The sequence below is a fragment of the Thermocoleostomius sinensis A174 genome (genome assembly GCF_026802175.1).
Lineage (GTDB): Bacteria > Cyanobacteriota > Cyanobacteriia > Elainellales > Elainellaceae > Thermocoleostomius > Thermocoleostomius sinensis.
The window spans coordinates 3,034,588-3,051,173 of record NZ_CP113797.1; the positions used below are offsets into that span (position 1 = coordinate 3,034,588).

Annotated in this window: 12 protein-coding genes; 11 read left to right on the top strand and 1 reads right to left on the bottom strand. The window is 49.8% G+C overall.

The genetic code is table 11. The annotated features are described in order from the left end of the window. Positions 1-7: 7 nt before the first annotated feature. Complete coding sequence (locus OXH18_RS13095) at positions 8-3,640, bottom strand: TIGR03032 family protein (RefSeq protein WP_268607528.1); 3,633 nt, start codon at positions 3,638-3,640, stop codon at positions 8-10. A gap of 218 nt (positions 3,641-3,858) precedes the next feature. Here OXH18_RS13095 and OXH18_RS13100 point away from each other — a divergent pair, with 218 nt between their 5' ends. The 11 genes from OXH18_RS13100 to proC all read left to right on the top strand — a co-directional run bounded on the left by OXH18_RS13100 (position 3,859) and on the right by proC (position 16,495). Further along, a complete protein-coding gene (locus OXH18_RS13100; protein ID WP_268607529.1) occupies positions 3,859-5,706 on the top strand; it encodes an iron uptake porin in 1,848 nt (615 codons plus the stop codon). A gap of 255 nt (positions 5,707-5,961) precedes the next feature. Further along, complete coding sequence (locus OXH18_RS13105; RefSeq protein WP_268607530.1) at positions 5,962-7,761, top strand: iron uptake porin; 1,800 nt, start codon at positions 5,962-5,964, stop codon at positions 7,759-7,761. A 147-nt stretch (positions 7,762-7,908) separates the two neighbouring features. Beyond that, positions 7,909-8,346 carry an Rrf2 family transcriptional regulator gene (locus OXH18_RS13110; RefSeq protein WP_268607531.1) on the top strand — a complete coding sequence of 146 codons (438 nt, stop codon included), beginning with the start codon at positions 7,909-7,911 and terminating at the stop codon, positions 8,344-8,346. A 94-nt stretch (positions 8,347-8,440) separates the two neighbouring features. Next, positions 8,441-9,394, top strand: coding sequence for a cysteine synthase A (gene cysK / locus OXH18_RS13115; RefSeq protein WP_268607532.1), 954 nt, complete (start codon positions 8,441-8,443; stop codon positions 9,392-9,394). 64 nt (positions 9,395-9,458) lie between these two features. Next, positions 9,459-10,175 (top strand): J domain-containing protein, encoded by a 717-nt coding sequence (locus OXH18_RS13120; RefSeq protein WP_315874719.1) that lies wholly within the window; start codon positions 9,459-9,461, stop codon positions 10,173-10,175. Positions 10,176-10,312: 137 nt separating this feature from the next. Beyond that, on the top strand, positions 10,313-11,674 hold the full coding sequence (gene der, locus OXH18_RS13125; protein ID WP_268607534.1) for a ribosome biogenesis GTPase Der: 1,362 nt from the start codon (positions 10,313-10,315) through the stop codon (positions 11,672-11,674). 14 nt (positions 11,675-11,688) lie between these two features. Further along, positions 11,689-12,669, top strand: coding sequence for an energy-coupling factor transporter transmembrane component T family protein (locus OXH18_RS13130; protein ID WP_268607535.1), 981 nt, complete (start codon positions 11,689-11,691; stop codon positions 12,667-12,669). 348 nt (positions 12,670-13,017) lie between these two features. Further along, the gene (gene pipX, locus OXH18_RS13135; protein WP_268613177.1) at positions 13,018-13,287 is read left to right on the top strand and encodes a transcriptional coactivator PipX; all 270 of its coding nucleotides are present in this window, start codon (positions 13,018-13,020) and stop codon (positions 13,285-13,287) included. After that, complete coding sequence (locus OXH18_RS13140; RefSeq protein ID WP_268607536.1) at positions 13,284-13,979, top strand: YggS family pyridoxal phosphate-dependent enzyme; 696 nt, start codon at positions 13,284-13,286, stop codon at positions 13,977-13,979. Before pipX ends, OXH18_RS13140 begins: the two co-directional genes overlap by 4 nt. Positions 13,980-15,050: 1,071 nt before the next feature. Further along, positions 15,051-15,632, top strand: a complete 582-nt coding sequence (locus tag OXH18_RS13145; RefSeq protein ID WP_268607537.1) for a cell division protein SepF — start codon at positions 15,051-15,053, stop codon at positions 15,630-15,632. A gap of 56 nt (positions 15,633-15,688) precedes the next feature. Continuing rightward, entirely contained in the window at positions 15,689-16,495 is an 807-nt protein-coding gene (proC, locus tag OXH18_RS13150) for a pyrroline-5-carboxylate reductase (protein ID WP_268607538.1), read from the top strand. Positions 16,496-16,586: the final 91 nt, after the last annotated feature.

Below are 16,586 nucleotides of genomic sequence, written 5' to 3' on the forward strand. Positions count from 1 at the left end.
CCGCCTTTTATGTTTCTTGAGCAACCGATCGCAACCAGTAGGCAAAGTCGGGTGTCGTAATTGCCTGCTGTCCAGAGCTTGGGTTGGCATTCAGTAACGTGGGGCGTCGTTGGTTGGCTAGGTAAGCAATGTCGTACAGTTCGCGGCAACCGCCGATGAATTCTAATTGCCCAATTGGAAGTCCTGTTCGCAGATCCACAATCACCACACCGCACCGCAGACGATCAAATCGAGTTTGAATCGGCAAATCGCCGAACATAGAAGTCTCGCGAACTTGCGATAGTCCAATCAAAGCATAGTTATCTACTAAACACAGCCCACGCGCAAAGCCTGGTAAGACACACACGACTTGGTGGTGTCCTGTTTCTGGATCAACCTGCCAAACTTCTCCGGCTCCTGAATTCAGCAACCACAGCTTGCCTTGATACCAACGCGGTGAATGCGGCATAGACAACCCCGATCGCCACACCTCCCCAGTGGCCACGTCTATAACTACTCCGCCCATAGCCTTGTTGTCTTGCCATCCCCGACAAGTATCACTGTGCCCCAATGCTGTCACATATTTAGGGCGACCATCCGCGATCGCTAACCCATTCAAATGACAGCGATCTTCGGGAACTAGTTGCGAAATGAAAGACGGCTGCCACCGAGGGATGAAGGTAAATTCTGGATCAATCTGAGCCAAGCAGCTAAAGCGCGTGTTAACAAACCACAGCCCTTCATCTCCGTAAGCTAAATCATGAATATGTAAATCTCCAGTTCGATATGTAACTCGTGGTAGATAGAGTGCATCATACCGTCCAGGTTGATTGGGCACATAGGCGGCTGCCAAAACCGATGCATTGGCAAAGAGTAACACCTCCTGTTGGGTGGCCAGCGCCAACCGATCGCCCGCTACAGCAATTCCCATGGGTTTAGGAAAGTCTCGCGGCAAGATTGTCACCTGCTGCCCGTTCCAGCCAATCAAAATCACTTTTCCCGCTTGATAGGTACTAAGAATCAATGAGCCATCTACCCGGCTGAGCCACTGACAAAATCCATCATCTACTCGACAGGCGATCGTCTCTGGGAACGGAAGCGATACGTGAGGAGAAGGGGCAATCACTAGTTTATTAACCCGGCCATATTTGATCTTGCCTTCCGAACCACCCTCATCTCCCAACCCCTTCTCCTTTTCTGGGAGAAGGGAGGCCAGATCGGAAGTCCCGCTCCCAGAGGGCGAGGGATTGAGGGTAAGGGCAGATGTCGTGACAACAGTTGCCGGATTAATAAGATTGTCTGTGTTTTGGGTTTCTGGCTTCACTATCGGAGACCATTGAGATTGCCGATCCTTAAATGCTTCGGCTTCCGAAGACAGTATCTCCTCAACCCAAAGGGTGGCTGGAGCTTGACCCGACTGAAATCGCTGCCAAATTTGCTGGTAGCCCGTCTCTAGATTTCGTACTGTCCGTGCCGTATCAAACAAAGGAAACCGCGATCGATGAGTCGCCAATTTTGCACGAAGTTGCTGGTATTCGTGCGGATGGGTAGCCCAATAGATCGCAAGGCGCTCGTAGTCGTCAAGGCTAGAGGTAATCAGTTCTGGCAATCCAACTGCTGTCAGCAAACTCGCTGCCACCCGTGAGGCAAAAGTCTTACCCATGACTGTAATTAGCGGCACACCCGACCACAACGCATCGCTAGCCGTTACGTGGGCATTGTAGTGCAACGTGTCTAGAAACAAATGCGCCTGGGAATGGCGAGCCAGATGCGCTGCTTTTTTAACCCGTGGAGCGAAGACTAATCGATCGGGATCAATGCCCTGAGTCGCTGCTTCGCGTTTTAGGTTGGCTTCAGTTTCAGGACGATCGCTCAACAACCACAGCCCACTCTGGGGAACCTGCGCTAAAATTCGCATCCAGGCTGCAAATATCTGCGGCTCGATTTTCTGACTTTTGTTGAAACAGCAGAAGACAAACGAGAAAGGTAATAAGTCAGGTGGTAAATCTGTTTCAGCCATTGATTGATGATTATCAAAGTTATTAGTTAGATAACTATTTAGCTGATAACAATTAGGCAGATAAATACAGGATTCAGTGATTGTTTCAATATCTTCTTTTGGAGTCGTAATTGCATCGGTGATCAAGTAGTCGATGCAATCTGCTCCCAATGTGCCAGGATAGCCCAAATAGTTGACTTGGATTGGAGCCGGACGTAAGGCAAAAAGTTCTGAGCAAGCATAGTCAGTATACCCTGCCAAATCAATCAAAATATCAATCTGATTATCGTATATCTGCTGTGCGGCTTGGCTAGGGCTAAGGCAGCTAATGTCGCAGAAATAATCACAATCTGATTCTAATTTTTGTCGTTCTGCACTACCGTCATTGGGGCCCAACGAGTAGGCAAACACCTCAAATCTCTGGCGATCGTGTAACTCAAATAGTTGCAAAATCAAATGTCCAACTGCATGATAGCGGAAGTCACCCGACACATACCCCAACCGAATCTTCCTATTCCCACTATTCCCTACTCCCCATTCCCAATTTCCTATTTCCCCTTTCTGCCGCCACACATTCTGCATTCGTGCCGAAATTTTCTCTGCATGACTACGAGCAATCGCTTGTTGCTCGGCAGCAGAGAACGGTAGAAATAGGCTGTTCAGTGGCGAGATGTTACAGGGCAATCCTTGCCGGAGGCGATCGTGTATTCGTGCCTTCAAGTCAGCCGTTGTTTTCATCCAGTCTGACCACTGACACTGCTGTAATTGAATTTTCAGCAGTGCATCTAGCGCTTGAATATTGTCTGCATCCAGTTGCAACACCCGACGATAGGTAATTTCAGCAGCAGGTAACTGCTCTAGTCGCACCTGAAGATTGCCTAAATTCATCAAAGCGTGTACATAGTTTGGTTGGAGAGCCAGTGCTTGTTGATAATGGTTAAGAGCGGCGATCGCATTGCCTTGTTTTTCTAATAGCGTGCCTAACCCGTTCAACGCCTCGGCATAGGATGGCTTTAAAGATAGCGCTTGCTGATAGGACTGAAACGCCTGCCTCCACTCGCCTATTTGTTGCAATGCGACTCCCAAGTTGTACCACGCTTCGGTGTACTGAGGTTGATGCTGCACCGCCTGCTGATAATAACGAATAGACTGAGAGAACTGCTGCTGTTGCTGCCACAAATTTCCCAGTTGAAAGTGAGCCAATGCATGGGTGGGGTGCTGAGCAATCAGGTGTTGATAAGTCTGCAAGGCTTCTTGCCACTGCCCTAGCTTCTGCCACGCTAGTCCCAGATTGTAGCGAGTGTGTGCCGCTTGGGGGTTCAGGGTCAGAGCCTGTTGATAGGCTGCAACACCAAATTCCAACTCACCCAAGCCACAGTAAGCTACCCCCAGATGATCGTGAAACTCTGCTCGATCGGCCTTCAATTCGATCGCCCGCTGCAACCGATACAAAGCCGCTTGAAATTCTCCCTGCTGAAGTGCAATGAGTCCAAACAGATCCCATCCGCTTGCCGTTTTAGGAAACTGCTGCACCAACCGCTGACACCGTCGCTCGGCTTCTGCAATTTTACCCGCCTGACCCAATTGAACAATTTGCTGCAATTGTCCTTCGATTGGATCAGGAGAAACGGGCGCGGAACTGAAAGAAGTCGATCGAGCCATACCCTCTCCTACTGCACAAATCGGAAGCCCTCCCAAAGGACAAGCTGATTTGAGAACCCATTCAGTGTACCCACTCCTAATCCAAAACCAATAAATTGGCTATTTTTTAGGTTTACGTGAATCCACCTTGATCGATCAATTTTGTCGGGCTTACAATCGTAGCTGTAAATCTGAATTTCACTGATTTAGATGTACGTTAAGGTGTGAGGACAAGATATATGGCATCCAACGTTTTGTGGAATTCATTGCTGGTAACGCCAACGCTGCTGGGCGCGGCTGTGCTAATGTCGGCGTCCGCCTTGGCGGCTGATGCTCCAACAACGGACGTAGAAGCGTTGTTGAACGAGACCACCACGATCGACCTGGGTACAAGCGAAGCACTTTCGGCAACTGAGTTAGTTCCCCTCGAAGTTAGTGCCGCTCCAGCGGCTTCAATGGAACTAGCAACTGAATCTCAAGTTCCTGCCAAAGTGGCAATCGGTTCTGAGCCGAGTATGCCTGATTTAAGTGTCAGTGCTGAGGTGATTGAGGCAAATCCCGTAGCTGATGCTGAACCAGTGACTCAAGTTGCGCAGGCCACTCCAGGCTCTTCAGTCAATTCTGTAACTAGCACTGCTTCGATCGACGAGATTTTACAATACAGCAACGACCAGAATTCGCAGTCTCAGGTCACTTCAATTACCCAACTCTCAGATGTCCAACCGACGGACTGGGCCTACCAAGCTTTGCAATCACTGGTAGAGCGCTATGGCTGTATTGCTGGTTATCCTGATGGCACCTATCGCGGGCAAAGTGCCATGACCCGCTACGAGTTTGCGGCTGGACTTAATGCATGCTTAGACCGCATCAGCGAGTTGATTGCCGCAAGCACCGCTGACCTCGCCACCCGCGAAGACCTCGCTACCCTACAACGCCTGCAAGAAGAATTCGCCGCTGAACTCGCTACCCTGCGCGGACGCGTCGATAACCTGGAAGCTCGCGTGGCAGAACTCGAAGAAAACCAGTTCTCCACCACCACCAAACTACGCGGTGAAACCATCTTCGCTGTGGCAGTGCCGTTTGATGAAGACGACTCCTTCAGCGCTAGCCAACCCATCGGCGGCTACCGGGTTCGCCTCAACTTCGACACCAGCTTCACCGGAGAAGACCTGCTGCGCGCTCGTCTGCAAGCTCGCGACTTCCAAAACTTCGACTCGTTGACTGCGGGCGGCTTGGGCTGGTCGTTCGGTGGTACCAGCACCCCCAGCAACAACTTGGTGCTCGATGACTTGCTCTACACCTTCCCACTGGGTGACAACATCCAAATCATCCTGGGTGCCAACAGCATCGGCGACTCGGACTTCGTCGCTAGCACCATCAGCCCGTTTGACAGCAGTGGACAAGGCTCACTGACCAGCTTTGGTGCTCCCGCTCAGTACAGCTTGATTCCCGGTGGCTTCGGTGCAGGCGCAATCATCCAGTTCAACGACAACTTGAGCTTGGACTTTGGCTACGCATCGGGTGAAGCAGGTGACTCCTCAAACGGAGCCGGACTGTTCAACGGAGACTATGGCGCCATTGTGCAGTTGACCTTCCTCAGCGACTTTGTCGATGCAGCCGTGATGTACTCCAACAGCTATGCTAACGACAGCTTCTTCTTGGATGAAGACCGTCCGCAGGTCGCCAACATCTATGGAGCTCAGGTGAACTTCAAGCTGGGCTTTTTGCAAGTCGGTGGTGGGGTTGCCTATGCACCAATTCGGGTGATTGAGCGCGGCGACTATGATGTGTGGAGCTATCAGGCAACGCTGGGCATTGCCGACTTGGGCGGTGAAGGCAACTTGCTGGGTGTGATTGCCGGAGCGCCGCTGTATGCCCGGGGCTTTGGCGATGGCACCTTCAACGCTGGGTTGGTGGACAGCCGCGGGGCTGACCGCATTCCCTTTGCCGTGGAGGGCTTCTACCGCTTCCGCATCAACGAGAACATCTCGGTGACGCCGGGTGTCATCTGGTTGACCAACCCCGGTGGCGACCCTGACCTCAGCGATACCTTCGCAGGCGCTATCCGCACGACCTTCTCCTTCTAGGGTTGTTTTTATTCAGTGAGTCTCTGTCTTTAGATCGGGTCGAATTTAGCGCAAATGATTGGTACAGAGCTGCGATCGTAGCTCTGTACTATTGTCTTGCTTAACTATGATTTTTACTTATGGCAATTTTTGATGAAGTGTATACTGCTGATGCAATTAAGCCGTTGTAATCTGTGTTAATTTAAGAGCGAACTATCCGAACATGTGGTATTTCTACATTAGAGTCCTTTAGTTTTAGGTGTGAGGACAAGATATATGGCATCCAACGTTTTGTGGAATTCATTGCTGGTAACGCCAACGCTGCTGGGCGCGGCTGTGCTAATGTCGGCGTCCGCCTTGGCGGCTGATGCTCCAACAACGGACGTAGAAGCGTTGTTGAACGAGACCACCACGATCGACCTGGGTACAAGCGAAGCACTTTCGGCAACTGAGTTAGTTCCCCTCGAAGTTAGTGCCGCTCCAGCGGCTTCAATGGAACTAGCAACTGAATCTCAAGTTCCTGCTGAGGTTGACACAGCAAATCTGGAGATTCAGCCTGTTACTGACCTGGCACAGGCAACTGTTGAGGAAGCTCCGGCCGCTTCTAGCGTGCCTTCCGATGTCACCTCGATCGATGAAGTATTGCAGTACAGTGGTAACCAAAGCTCGATCGATCAGGTTACATCCATTACCCAATTTTCAGATGTCCAACCGACGGACTGGGCCTACCAAGCTTTGCAATCACTGGTAGAGCGCTATGGCTGTATTGTCGGCTATCCTGATGGCACCTATCGCGGGCAAAGTGCACTTACTCGTTATGAATTTGCGGCTGGACTTAATGCATGCTTAGACCGCATCAGCGAGTTGATTGCCGCAAGCACCGCTGACCTCGCCACCCGCGAAGACCTCGCTACCCTACAACGCCTGCAAGAAGAATTCGCCGCTGAACTCGCTACCCTGCGCGGACGCGTCGATAACCTGGAAGCTCGCGTGGCAGAACTCGAAGAAAACCAGTTCTCCACCACCACCAAACTACGCGGTGAAACCATCTTCGCTGTGGCAGTGCCGTTTGATGAAGACGACTCCTTCAGCGCTAGCCAACCCATCGGCGGCTACCGGGTTCGCCTCAACTTCGACACCAGCTTCACCGGAGAAGACCTGCTGCGCGCTCGTCTGCAAGCTCGCGACTTCCAAAACTTCGACTCGTTGACTGCGGGCGGCTTGGGCTGGTCGTTCGGTGGTACCAGCACCCCCAGCAACAACTTGGTGCTCGATGACTTGCTCTACACCTTCCCACTGGGTGACAACATCCAAATCATCCTGGGTGCCAACAGCATCGGCGACTCGGACTTCGTCGCTAGCACCATCAGCCCGTTTGACAGCAGTGGACAAGGCTCACTGACCAGCTTTGGTGCTCCCGCTCAGTACAGCTTGATTCCCGGTGGCTTCGGTGCAGGCGCAATCATCCAGTTCAACGACAACTTGAGCTTGGACTTTGGCTACGCATCGGGTGAAGCAGGTGACTCCTCAAACGGAGCCGGACTGTTCAACGGAGACTATGGCGCCATTGTGCAGTTGACCTTCCTCAGCGACTTTGTCGATGCAGCCGTGATGTACTCCAACAGCTATGCTAACGACAGCTTCTTCTTGGATGAAGACCGTCCGCAGGTCGCCAACATCTATGGAGCTCAGGTGAACTTCAAGCTGGGCTTTTTGCAAGTCGGTGGTGGGGTTGCCTATGCACCAATTCGGGTGATTGAGCGCGGCGACTATGATGTGTGGAGCTATCAGGCAACGCTGGGCATTGCCGACTTGGGCGGTGAAGGCAACTTGCTGGGTGTGATTGCCGGAGCGCCGCTGTATGCCCGGGGCTTTGGCGATGGCACCTTCAACGCTGGGTTGGTGGACAGCCGCGGGGCTGACCGCATTCCCTTTGCCGTGGAGGGCTTCTACCGCTTCCGCATCAACGAGAACATCTCGGTGACGCCGGGTGTCATCTGGTTGACCAACCCCGGTGGCGACCCTGACCTCAGCGATACCTTCGCAGGCGCTATCCGCACGACCTTCTCCTTCTAGGAGGGTTAGATTGTTCCTCAACATATTTTTGATATAGATGTTTGCGCTCAAGTTTGCGAACTTGGGCGCTTTCTCTATGGAAAACCAACAAACCCCACTGGAGAACCGGGGTATACTGGAAGAGCAATCCCTCTAACCTTCTTGCCCGTGGAACTTTCCTGTAAAAGTGAGTATGCGTTGCTAGCACTGCTAGAGCTAGCTTCCCACTACAGTGACGGCGAACCCCTACAAATCCGTCAAATCGCAGCGGAACAGAGTATTCCCGATCGCTACTTAGAACAACTCCTGGCAACATTACGGCGTGCTGGACTGGTGCGCAGTCAACGGGGTGCTCGCGGGGGATATTTACTGTCGCGAGAGCCTTGGAAAATCTCTCTACTAGATGTCATTAACTGCATTGAAGGGCTTGATTCTAAATCCCCTGAACCCGATCGAGAGGCAAAATCGATCGAAGGCATGGTGATTCGTGAAATTTGGCAAGAAGCGGGTCAAGCAGCGGATGCAGTTTTACAGAAATATACGCTGCAAGACCTCACTGAGAGCCGTGATGCCAAACGTCAACTAGATATCATGTACTACATTTAATGCCTCTAAGCTCCCTTTCGTTTGGCTAATCTTCTCGCTCTACTGCTACTTGTGCCGCATCTTATCTTCATGTCAGCCTTTTTATTTCAAATCTATGCGCATTGCTAGTGACATCACAAAACTAATTGGTCGTACACCGCTTGTACAGTTAAATCGAATTCCACGGGCTGAAAGTTGCGTTGCCCAGATTGTTGTGAAGCTTGAGGGAATGAACCCATCAGCATCCGTTAAAGACCGCATTGGCATCAACATGATTGAAGCGGCTGAACGGGATGGCTTGATTACGCCCGGAAAAACCGTCCTGGTTGAACCCACCTCCGGTAACACAGGAATTGCGTTGGCGATGGCCGCAGCGGCTAAGGGATATCGATTGATCTTAACAATGCCAGAAACGATGAGTTCAGAACGACGAGCCATGCTGAGAGCTTATGGAGCCGAGTTAGAACTCACTCCAGGCATTGAAGGGATGGGAGGTTGTATTCAACGGGCGCAGGAAATCTTAAACTCTACACCTGATGCTTACATGTTGCAGCAATTTCAAAATCCAGCTAATCCGCAAATTCACCGAGAAACCACAGCGATCGAAATCTGGGAAGACACCGATGGACATGTTGATTTCATTGTGGCAGGTGTTGGCACAGGTGGAACGATCACCGGAGTATCGGAAGTTTTGAAGCAGCGTAAATCAACCTTTAAAGCAATCGCGGTTGAACCAGCCAATAGCCCCGTTTTGTCAGGCGGAAAGCCAGGCCCTCACAAAATTCAAGGAATTGGGGCTGGCTTCATTCCGCCGGTGCTACAGGTCAATCTTATTGACGAAGTGATTGCGGTCAGTGACGACGAAGCGATCGAGTATGGGCGACGGCTCGCTCGCGAAGAAGGATTATTATCTGGAATTTCCAGCGGCGCGGCCCTAGCAGCGGCTGTGCAAGTAGCGCGTCGTCCTGAAAACGCGGGTAAATTGCTAGTGATGATTCAACCTAGCTTTGGAGAACGTTATCTCAGCACTCCGCTCTTTCAAGATCCAGAATTACTTGCCCCCGTCTAGTACTGTCTAGTAGATATCCGCCATCCCCCTCCCTGTCTTGACTCTGCGCTTATACAATGGGCGTATGGAGCATTTCACCCACTACGAAACCCTAGACGTTTCCCCCACTGCAAGCCACGCTGATATTAAACGCGCCTATCGACGGCTTGCCAAGCAATTTCATCCCGATAGCAATCGTGAGACCGCCAATCACGATCGCATTGCCGCCATCAATGCTGCCTACGAAATTTTAGGAGATCCCCAACAGCGGCAATCTTACGATCGGCAACTCCATGATCCGAGTGGGTTCTACCGACGCTACGATCCCGTTGAAGTTAACAATCGCCAACAGCGAACAGCCGCCGCCCAGGCACAATATCAACAACGTAAAACCGGACGGGATAGTGACGAACAACTTCAGCGATGGTTAAGCCAGGTATATCAACCCGTGAATCGGTTACTGTTGCGCATTTTGAATCCCCTTGCCGATCAAATCGACGATCTGGCTGCTGATCCCTTTGATGATGAATTACTAGGCGATTTTCAACTATATTTAGACGATTGTCGTGACTACTTGCAACAAGCACAGCGATCGTTTCGTTCCTTGCCCAATCCTTCTAACGTGGCAGGTGTCGCGGCCCACTTGTATTACTGCCTCAACCAAGTAGGTGATGGACTAGACGAACTGGAACGGTTTGTCACCAGCTACGACGATTATTACTTGCATACCGGACAAGAGCTATTTCGCATCGCGGCAGGATTAAGACGCGACGCTCAAACTGCCATCCGAGAAATCCGCTAAGCTCAATTTGGTGATCCGCGATTTTGGGTTTCGGCCCCAGTTCCAGTTTTTTAAGCGACAATAGGGGACTGTAGGATTAGCAGACGTAAAATTCTACTGGTTGGCTCGTTTTTTGCTCATCTCTGCTCCATCGACTCATGTCTTTACCTGTTGTTGCAATTATTGGTCGCCCCAACGTTGGCAAATCTACCCTCGTGAATCGGTTAGCCGAAGTCAGAGATGCCATTGTGCATGACGAGCCAGGTGTAACCCGCGATCGAACGTATCGCCCGGCCTATTGGCGCGATCGAGATTTTTTAGTAGTCGATACGGGTGGGTTGGTCTTTGATGACGATACGGAGTTTTTACCGCTGATTCGAGAACAGGCCATGCTGGCCTTATCGGAAGCGAGCGTGGCAATTTTTGTAGTAGACGGGCAAGCCGGACTGACTGGAGCTGATGAAGCTATTGCTACCTGGTTGCGACAACAGCCCGTTCCAGTGCTGCTAGCAGTGAATAAGTGTGAATCACCAGAACGAGGAGCCATTCAAGCCGCTGAGTTTTGGAGTTTAGGGTTCGGTGAACCTTTTCCGATTTCCAGCATCCACGGCAGCGGCACGGGCGAATTGTTAGATCAACTGGTAGAGTATTTACCACCCAGCGAGGATGTTGAAGAGGTTGAAGAAATCAAGGTGGCGATCGTGGGTCGCCCTAATGTGGGCAAGTCCAGTCTGCTGAATGCATTTGTGGGGGAGCAACGAGCAATTGTCAGTCCAATTTCGGGGACAACACGTGATGCGATCGATACAGTGGTGGAGCGACAAGGGCAGCGCTATCGCTTGATTGATACCGCTGGCATTCGTAAAAAGAAAAATGTTGAATATGGACCGGAGTTCTTTGGCATCAATCGAGCCTTTAAATCGATTCGCCGAGCCGATGTAGTGCTAATGGTGATCGATGCGATTGACGGTGTAACAGAGCAAGATCAAAAATTGGCCGGACGCATTCTCGAAGACGGGCGGGCTTGTGTGATTGTCGTCAATAAGTGGGACGCGATCGAGAAAGATTCGTATACCATTTATGAATACGAAAAACACTTGCAAGGACGACTACATTTTACAGAATGGGCAGAAACCATTTTTGTCAGCGCTTTAACTGGTCTGCGAGTTGATAAAATTATCGATCTAGTGAATACAGCCGCAGAGCAACACAAGCGACGTGTCAGCACGTCAGTAATTAATGAGGTCCTAGAGGAAGCGGTCAGTTGGCACACTCCACCCACTACCCGACAGGGACGGCAAGGCAAAATTTACTATGGTACTCAAGTCACAAGTCGGCCACCAACCATTACCTTGTTTGTCAACAATCCGGACCTTTTCAATGATAGTTATCGCCGGTACATTGAGCGTCAGTTTCGTCAGCATTTAGGCTTTAAGGGAACACCAATTCGATTGCTGTGGCGAGGGAAAAAGTTGCGCGATCTCGAGCGAAACAACCCAAACCGTGCCACTAAGGTTTGAGGATCTGAGGATCTATGGACTTACTACGATCGCTACCGATCGGGCTGTATTTAGAACAACCTATTAGCTGGTTGCATACTTTAGATGCACGGGTCAAGTTAGGATGGTTGCTGAGCTTTCTCCTGACCCCCATCGCTGCGAGTCCAGAATGGCGACTATCGCTAGTGGGTTGGCTTTTTCTGTTGACACTATTGTCTCTGTTGCCCTTTCGCGTTTGGCAACGGCAACTGGGCTTAATTCTATTGTTTAGCTTACTGTTGTTTATAGTGACAATGTTTGCGCCCGACGGGATTACGGTGTCTAAGCAACCGCGCCTTCCCAACAACGAACTGGTGGTTCAATCAACTTCCCTGCCTGCCAATGCCACCCCTCCCCTCAGCGAATCGACGCCATCTGAGCAACCCTCCCCCAATTCACTCTCTGAAATTGAAGAGCCAGTGCAGCTACCACAGCCAACTGGATATCGCTATGTTCTATTTCACAAAGGTGCCATTCGGATTACGCGCCGATCGCTAGAATTGGCGATTCGACTGTCAACCCTGACGTTTGTTTTGATCTACAGCACTAACCTGTTTTTAATGACCACTGCTCCTGAGGAAATCACCGCTGGTATCGATAATTTGATGCAACCCTTGCGACGATTTAACATTCCAGTCACCGAGATTGTCTTAACTCTGACGTTGTCCTTGCGCTTTATTCCTCTAGTCTTAGAAGAAGTGCAAAATCTGGTGCGATCCGTTCGGACTCGGGCGATTAATTGGAAAAAGCTAGGGTTTCGTGGCTCCATGCAAGTATGGACAATGATTGCAGAACGATTGATCGACAACCTGCTAGTTCGAGCCGAGCAGATTGCCAGCGCCATGCAAGTACGTGGTTTTACGAGTCCTAATCAGCACCGGGTACAATGGCACCAATCTCGGTTGCGCTTACGCGATTGGTTTGCGATCGTGGGGATCGGTGTTTTTTGGAGCGCTCGCTGGCTGGTTGGCAGTTAAAACTTTAAACCTGTAACCTCGAACAGAGAGTATGCGCTTAAAAGCGCTAAAATTTTGTAGCATAAAGCTACCTTTATGGGAAATCACGACTCAATTTGATTGACTCATTCCCCGCTAGGTTGGACATCCCAAAAGCTTTGCAATAGCCTAACTGCGTCCAACTTCCTCACAAGGTTTCTTTCAGTACTAAACCTGATTTGAAGTTTGAGTCACTTAAGGTAGTGTCAGGGAATGTTCATTCACGTCCCTTGACTAGTTCATTCAAGTTAGTTGTCAGCTTCGTTGCAATTGTCCGCGCCACTTGGCCCAATGTTAGATCCCATTTTTCCTAATGCAGCCAAAGTCCAAATGAACCCTGAAACCTACTTAAACCATCCGACATTTGGTCTGCTATTTCGAGTTTGTTTGATTGAAGAACATCGAGAGTTATTTGCTACTCTATATGCTCAGCGGCTGTTTTTTGTTGTCACCACTGAAGCAAACGGTATTCGGTTTGAGCCAATTGGCCGAGCAGATGCACGTATTTTGGTAGAAAGCCGTTTGAGAGATCTTCGTCGCAGTGGACAGCATCAGGAATATACTCAGCTTCAGGTGACTCATAAGCAAACGTTCCAATGACGCACTTCCTCAAAGCTGAACAATTGGCCGATCGCTTGCGCGAAATTCGACAGACATTACCCGCTTCAGTGAAGCTGATCGCGGTCACTAAACAAGTCCCTGTGGAACTAATGCGGATTGCCTATGAGCTTGGTATCCGCGACTTTGGTGAGAGTCGTATCCAAGAAGCTAGCACCAAACAAGCACAACTGCGTGACTTAGCTGATGTTACCTGGCACTTGATTGGTCATTTACAAAGTAATAAAGCAGCAAAAGCGTTGGAGTTGTTTGAATGGATACATTCAGTGGATAACTTAAAACTTGCAAACCGTTTGAATCAATTGGCCAAAACCTGTTGTAGGAAGCCAAATATTTGCTTACAAGTAAAGCTCTTGCCTGATCCCAATAAGTATGGATGGAATCCAACCGATTTGTTAACAGACTTGCCAGACTTAAATCAATGTACTCATCTCAATATCGTTGGACTCATGGCAATTCCTCCCTATGGATTGGAGCCAGCCCAAACTCTGTCTGTGTTTCAACAAACTCAACAACTTGCTGAGCAGATTCGTCAGCAGAACTGGCCTAATCTTCAGATGCAGCAGCTTTCAATGGGCATGTCTGACGATTACTTGTTGGCGATCGAGGCAGGATCAACCATGGTGCGATTAGGACGAACGCTATTTGGTGAACGGCCGTCAAATGAACAATAGGTAGGCAACAGGTCAACGGTAAAACAGAACAGATACGATAGCTAGCTTGGTTTATCTATCCCTGAATAAGCTAGCGCTTCAAATGGTTAAGGGAAATTTAATTAAACTTAAATTGCAACAAAAATAATTCACCATCTTTGCTGAGTCATTTCTTCCGAAATGCGAGAAAATAAGCGATGCTGCAAGCAAAACTTAGAATGTTTTCCGCATGACGATAGTTGCAAGTGCAGCCGACCTAGCCAACTTGTAGAAGCAAAATTGCGGTTTTCCTAAATAGGTTGACATCGAGCATTTATGCGCTATACTCTACAGGTGTTAAAACAAGGCGGTCAGACCGCTATCAGTAGCGTAGTTTAGGGGGCTATTCAGTGGTGATTCGGTGGAAAGAGCAGTTATCTCATCTGCACGATTTGTATACTGTTGTGATAAGTTTAAAAGCCCGATTCATGTAACAAGGCTAAGATCGGGAAGCAACTTTAAGGTTTAATTTAGGTTTGATTGTTCAATCGAGCAGCCGCATGTTCTATATTGAACAATGCCGACCGATCGACTGATGCCAGTTAGATTGACATTCAAGCTTTCATTTATTTAGTTTTTTAACCAAGGCTGGGTGAGTGGAGTTTTCATTTCCTTGCACCTCGATTTTTTGGCAGCATTGTGATAACAATGGGCAGGTTTCTCGTGTGCTATGTGTGTTAATCGCTGTCCATGTTTTGTTTTCGTATTTTGTTTCTGAGACTCTTTAAATTAGTTAGTTTCGATCGGTTCTGCTAGAGAAATTTGGGGTATACTGTTGACTCAATCAAGTGACTCAAATCAAGTAGGTCAAGGTAACAGGGTGCTGATAAGAGCGAGCATTGTTTTGATGTTGAAGCCTCTGGCTTGGGTTTCGCTACAGAATTTGCCCTGGAATTGGTTATCTCGGTAACACTTAAATGTGACGCAGAGTTATTTTCCAGGAAGCGTTTCACAAAGTTTCATCTGTACATGAGGATACTGGTCAAAGAATCGATTTCTGGGCTAGCCTTAGGTGCTTTTCAAGTTAACCCTAGTTGTGATGGAGCGTGAACAGTGAGCAATATCTTTTCTAAACTAAGAGATTTTGTTGGGCTGAATGATCCCGTAGATTATGAGTATGAATATGCTGAAGTAGACGGGGAAGAGTACCGCAATCTCTACCAAGAAGAACATCCTCAGCCAGCAACGACGATTCCTGAAGAAGAACCGCGGCGGCGGCGGCTACGTGAGCGTATGACCCTTTCGAACGAAACATCTGGAGTTGGGACTGTGAGCAATGTAATTGGAATGCCCGGTGCAGTGAATGGAATGTCTGAAGTTGTGGTGATGGAGCCTCGTAGCTTTGAAGAAATGCCGCAAGCCATTCGGGCACTGCGCGAACGGAAATCGGTGGTGTTGAATTTAACAATTATGGACCCCGATCAAGCGCAACGGGCGGTGGATTTTATCGCTGGTGGCACCTACGCGATCGATGGTCATCAAGAGCGGATTGGCGAAAGCATTTTCTTGTTCACCCCCAACTGTGTTCAGGTCAGTACGCAATTGACCCCAGACATGGTAACACCTCAACCGCAAATGCGTCCGCGCGCCACCCCCACTCCTGCCTGGACAGCCGATCAAGCTAGAATGGCCTAATGAGAAGCAGTTCTTCAATGGTGTGCTCCATATTCCTTCAGGAGAGCTAGAGTTCATTGACAGCAAAACTTGGGATTATTGGCGGCGGGGTAATGGCTGAAGCGTTGTTGTCCCGCCTTATTTCACGGGGAACCCATCAAGCACAAGACGTTTGGGTAAGCGAACCATTACCATCACGTCGAGACTTTTTGGCGCAACAATATGGCATTCACGCTACGGGTGATAATCAGGCGGTGGTGGCTGAGGTAGACGTGCTGTTGTTGGCAATTAAGCCCCAGGTGTTTCAATCCGTTGTGGATGCACTTATGCCACCAGCTGCCGCTTCGGAGCAATTAGTCATCTCTATTCTGGCAGGCGTGTCAATTCAAAAACTAGAAGCGGCCTTTCCAGGACAACCAGTGATCCGCACGATGCCCAACACTCCCGCTACGATCGGAGCAGGCATGACGGCGATTACACCCGGACATCAAGCCAATCCTAACCATGTGCAAATAGCGCAACAGATTTTTGCGGCGGTAGGAGAGGTAGTAGAAGTACCAGAGTCGATGATGGATGCTGTCACTGGGCTTTCAGGATCAGGACCTGGCTATGTAGCGGTGATGATTGAGGCGTTGATTGATGGTGGGGTAGCAGCGGGGTTGCCACGAGCTATTGCCACTCAACTCGCGATTCAAACAGTGCGCGGTACGGCTGAATTATTGCAAACCCAATCGTTGCATCCGGCAGTTCTGAAAGATCGGGTAACTAGTCCAGGAGGAACTACGATCGCAGGGATTGCCCACTTGGAACAAGCAGGGTTTCGATCGGCAATCATCGAGGCAGTGCGAGCAGCCTATCGTCGATCGCAAGAATTGGGGCGGTAGAGACCGTTCGTGGCAATCGCGCCGCGAAGTGGCGTTCCGCTCGCTTCCCTCGTTTAAGACAAATCAGTAGAACTATTAAGCACGGGGTTAC

Excerpts from the sequence above, each read along its gene's own strand:
- pipX (WP_268613177.1), top strand. The coding sequence starts at position 13,018 with ATGAACCCTGAAACCTACTTAAACCATCCGACATTTGGTCTGCTATTT.
- OXH18_RS13095 (WP_268607528.1), bottom strand. The coding sequence starts at position 3,640 with ATGGCTCGATCGACTTCTTTCAGTTCCGCGCCCGTTTCTCCTGATCCA.
- der (WP_268607534.1), top strand. The coding sequence starts at position 10,313 with ATGTCTTTACCTGTTGTTGCAATTATTGGTCGCCCCAACGTTGGCAAA.
- OXH18_RS13140 (WP_268607536.1), top strand. The coding sequence starts at position 13,284 with ATGACGCACTTCCTCAAAGCTGAACAATTGGCCGATCGCTTGCGCGAA.
- OXH18_RS13130 (WP_268607535.1), top strand. The coding sequence starts at position 11,689 with ATGGACTTACTACGATCGCTACCGATCGGGCTGTATTTAGAACAACCT.
- OXH18_RS13120 (WP_315874719.1), top strand. The coding sequence starts at position 9,459 with ATGGAGCATTTCACCCACTACGAAACCCTAGACGTTTCCCCCACTGCA.
- OXH18_RS13105 (WP_268607530.1), top strand. The coding sequence starts at position 5,962 with ATGGCATCCAACGTTTTGTGGAATTCATTGCTGGTAACGCCAACGCTG.
- OXH18_RS13100 (WP_268607529.1), top strand. The coding sequence starts at position 3,859 with ATGGCATCCAACGTTTTGTGGAATTCATTGCTGGTAACGCCAACGCTG.
- cysK (WP_268607532.1), top strand. The coding sequence starts at position 8,441 with ATGCGCATTGCTAGTGACATCACAAAACTAATTGGTCGTACACCGCTT.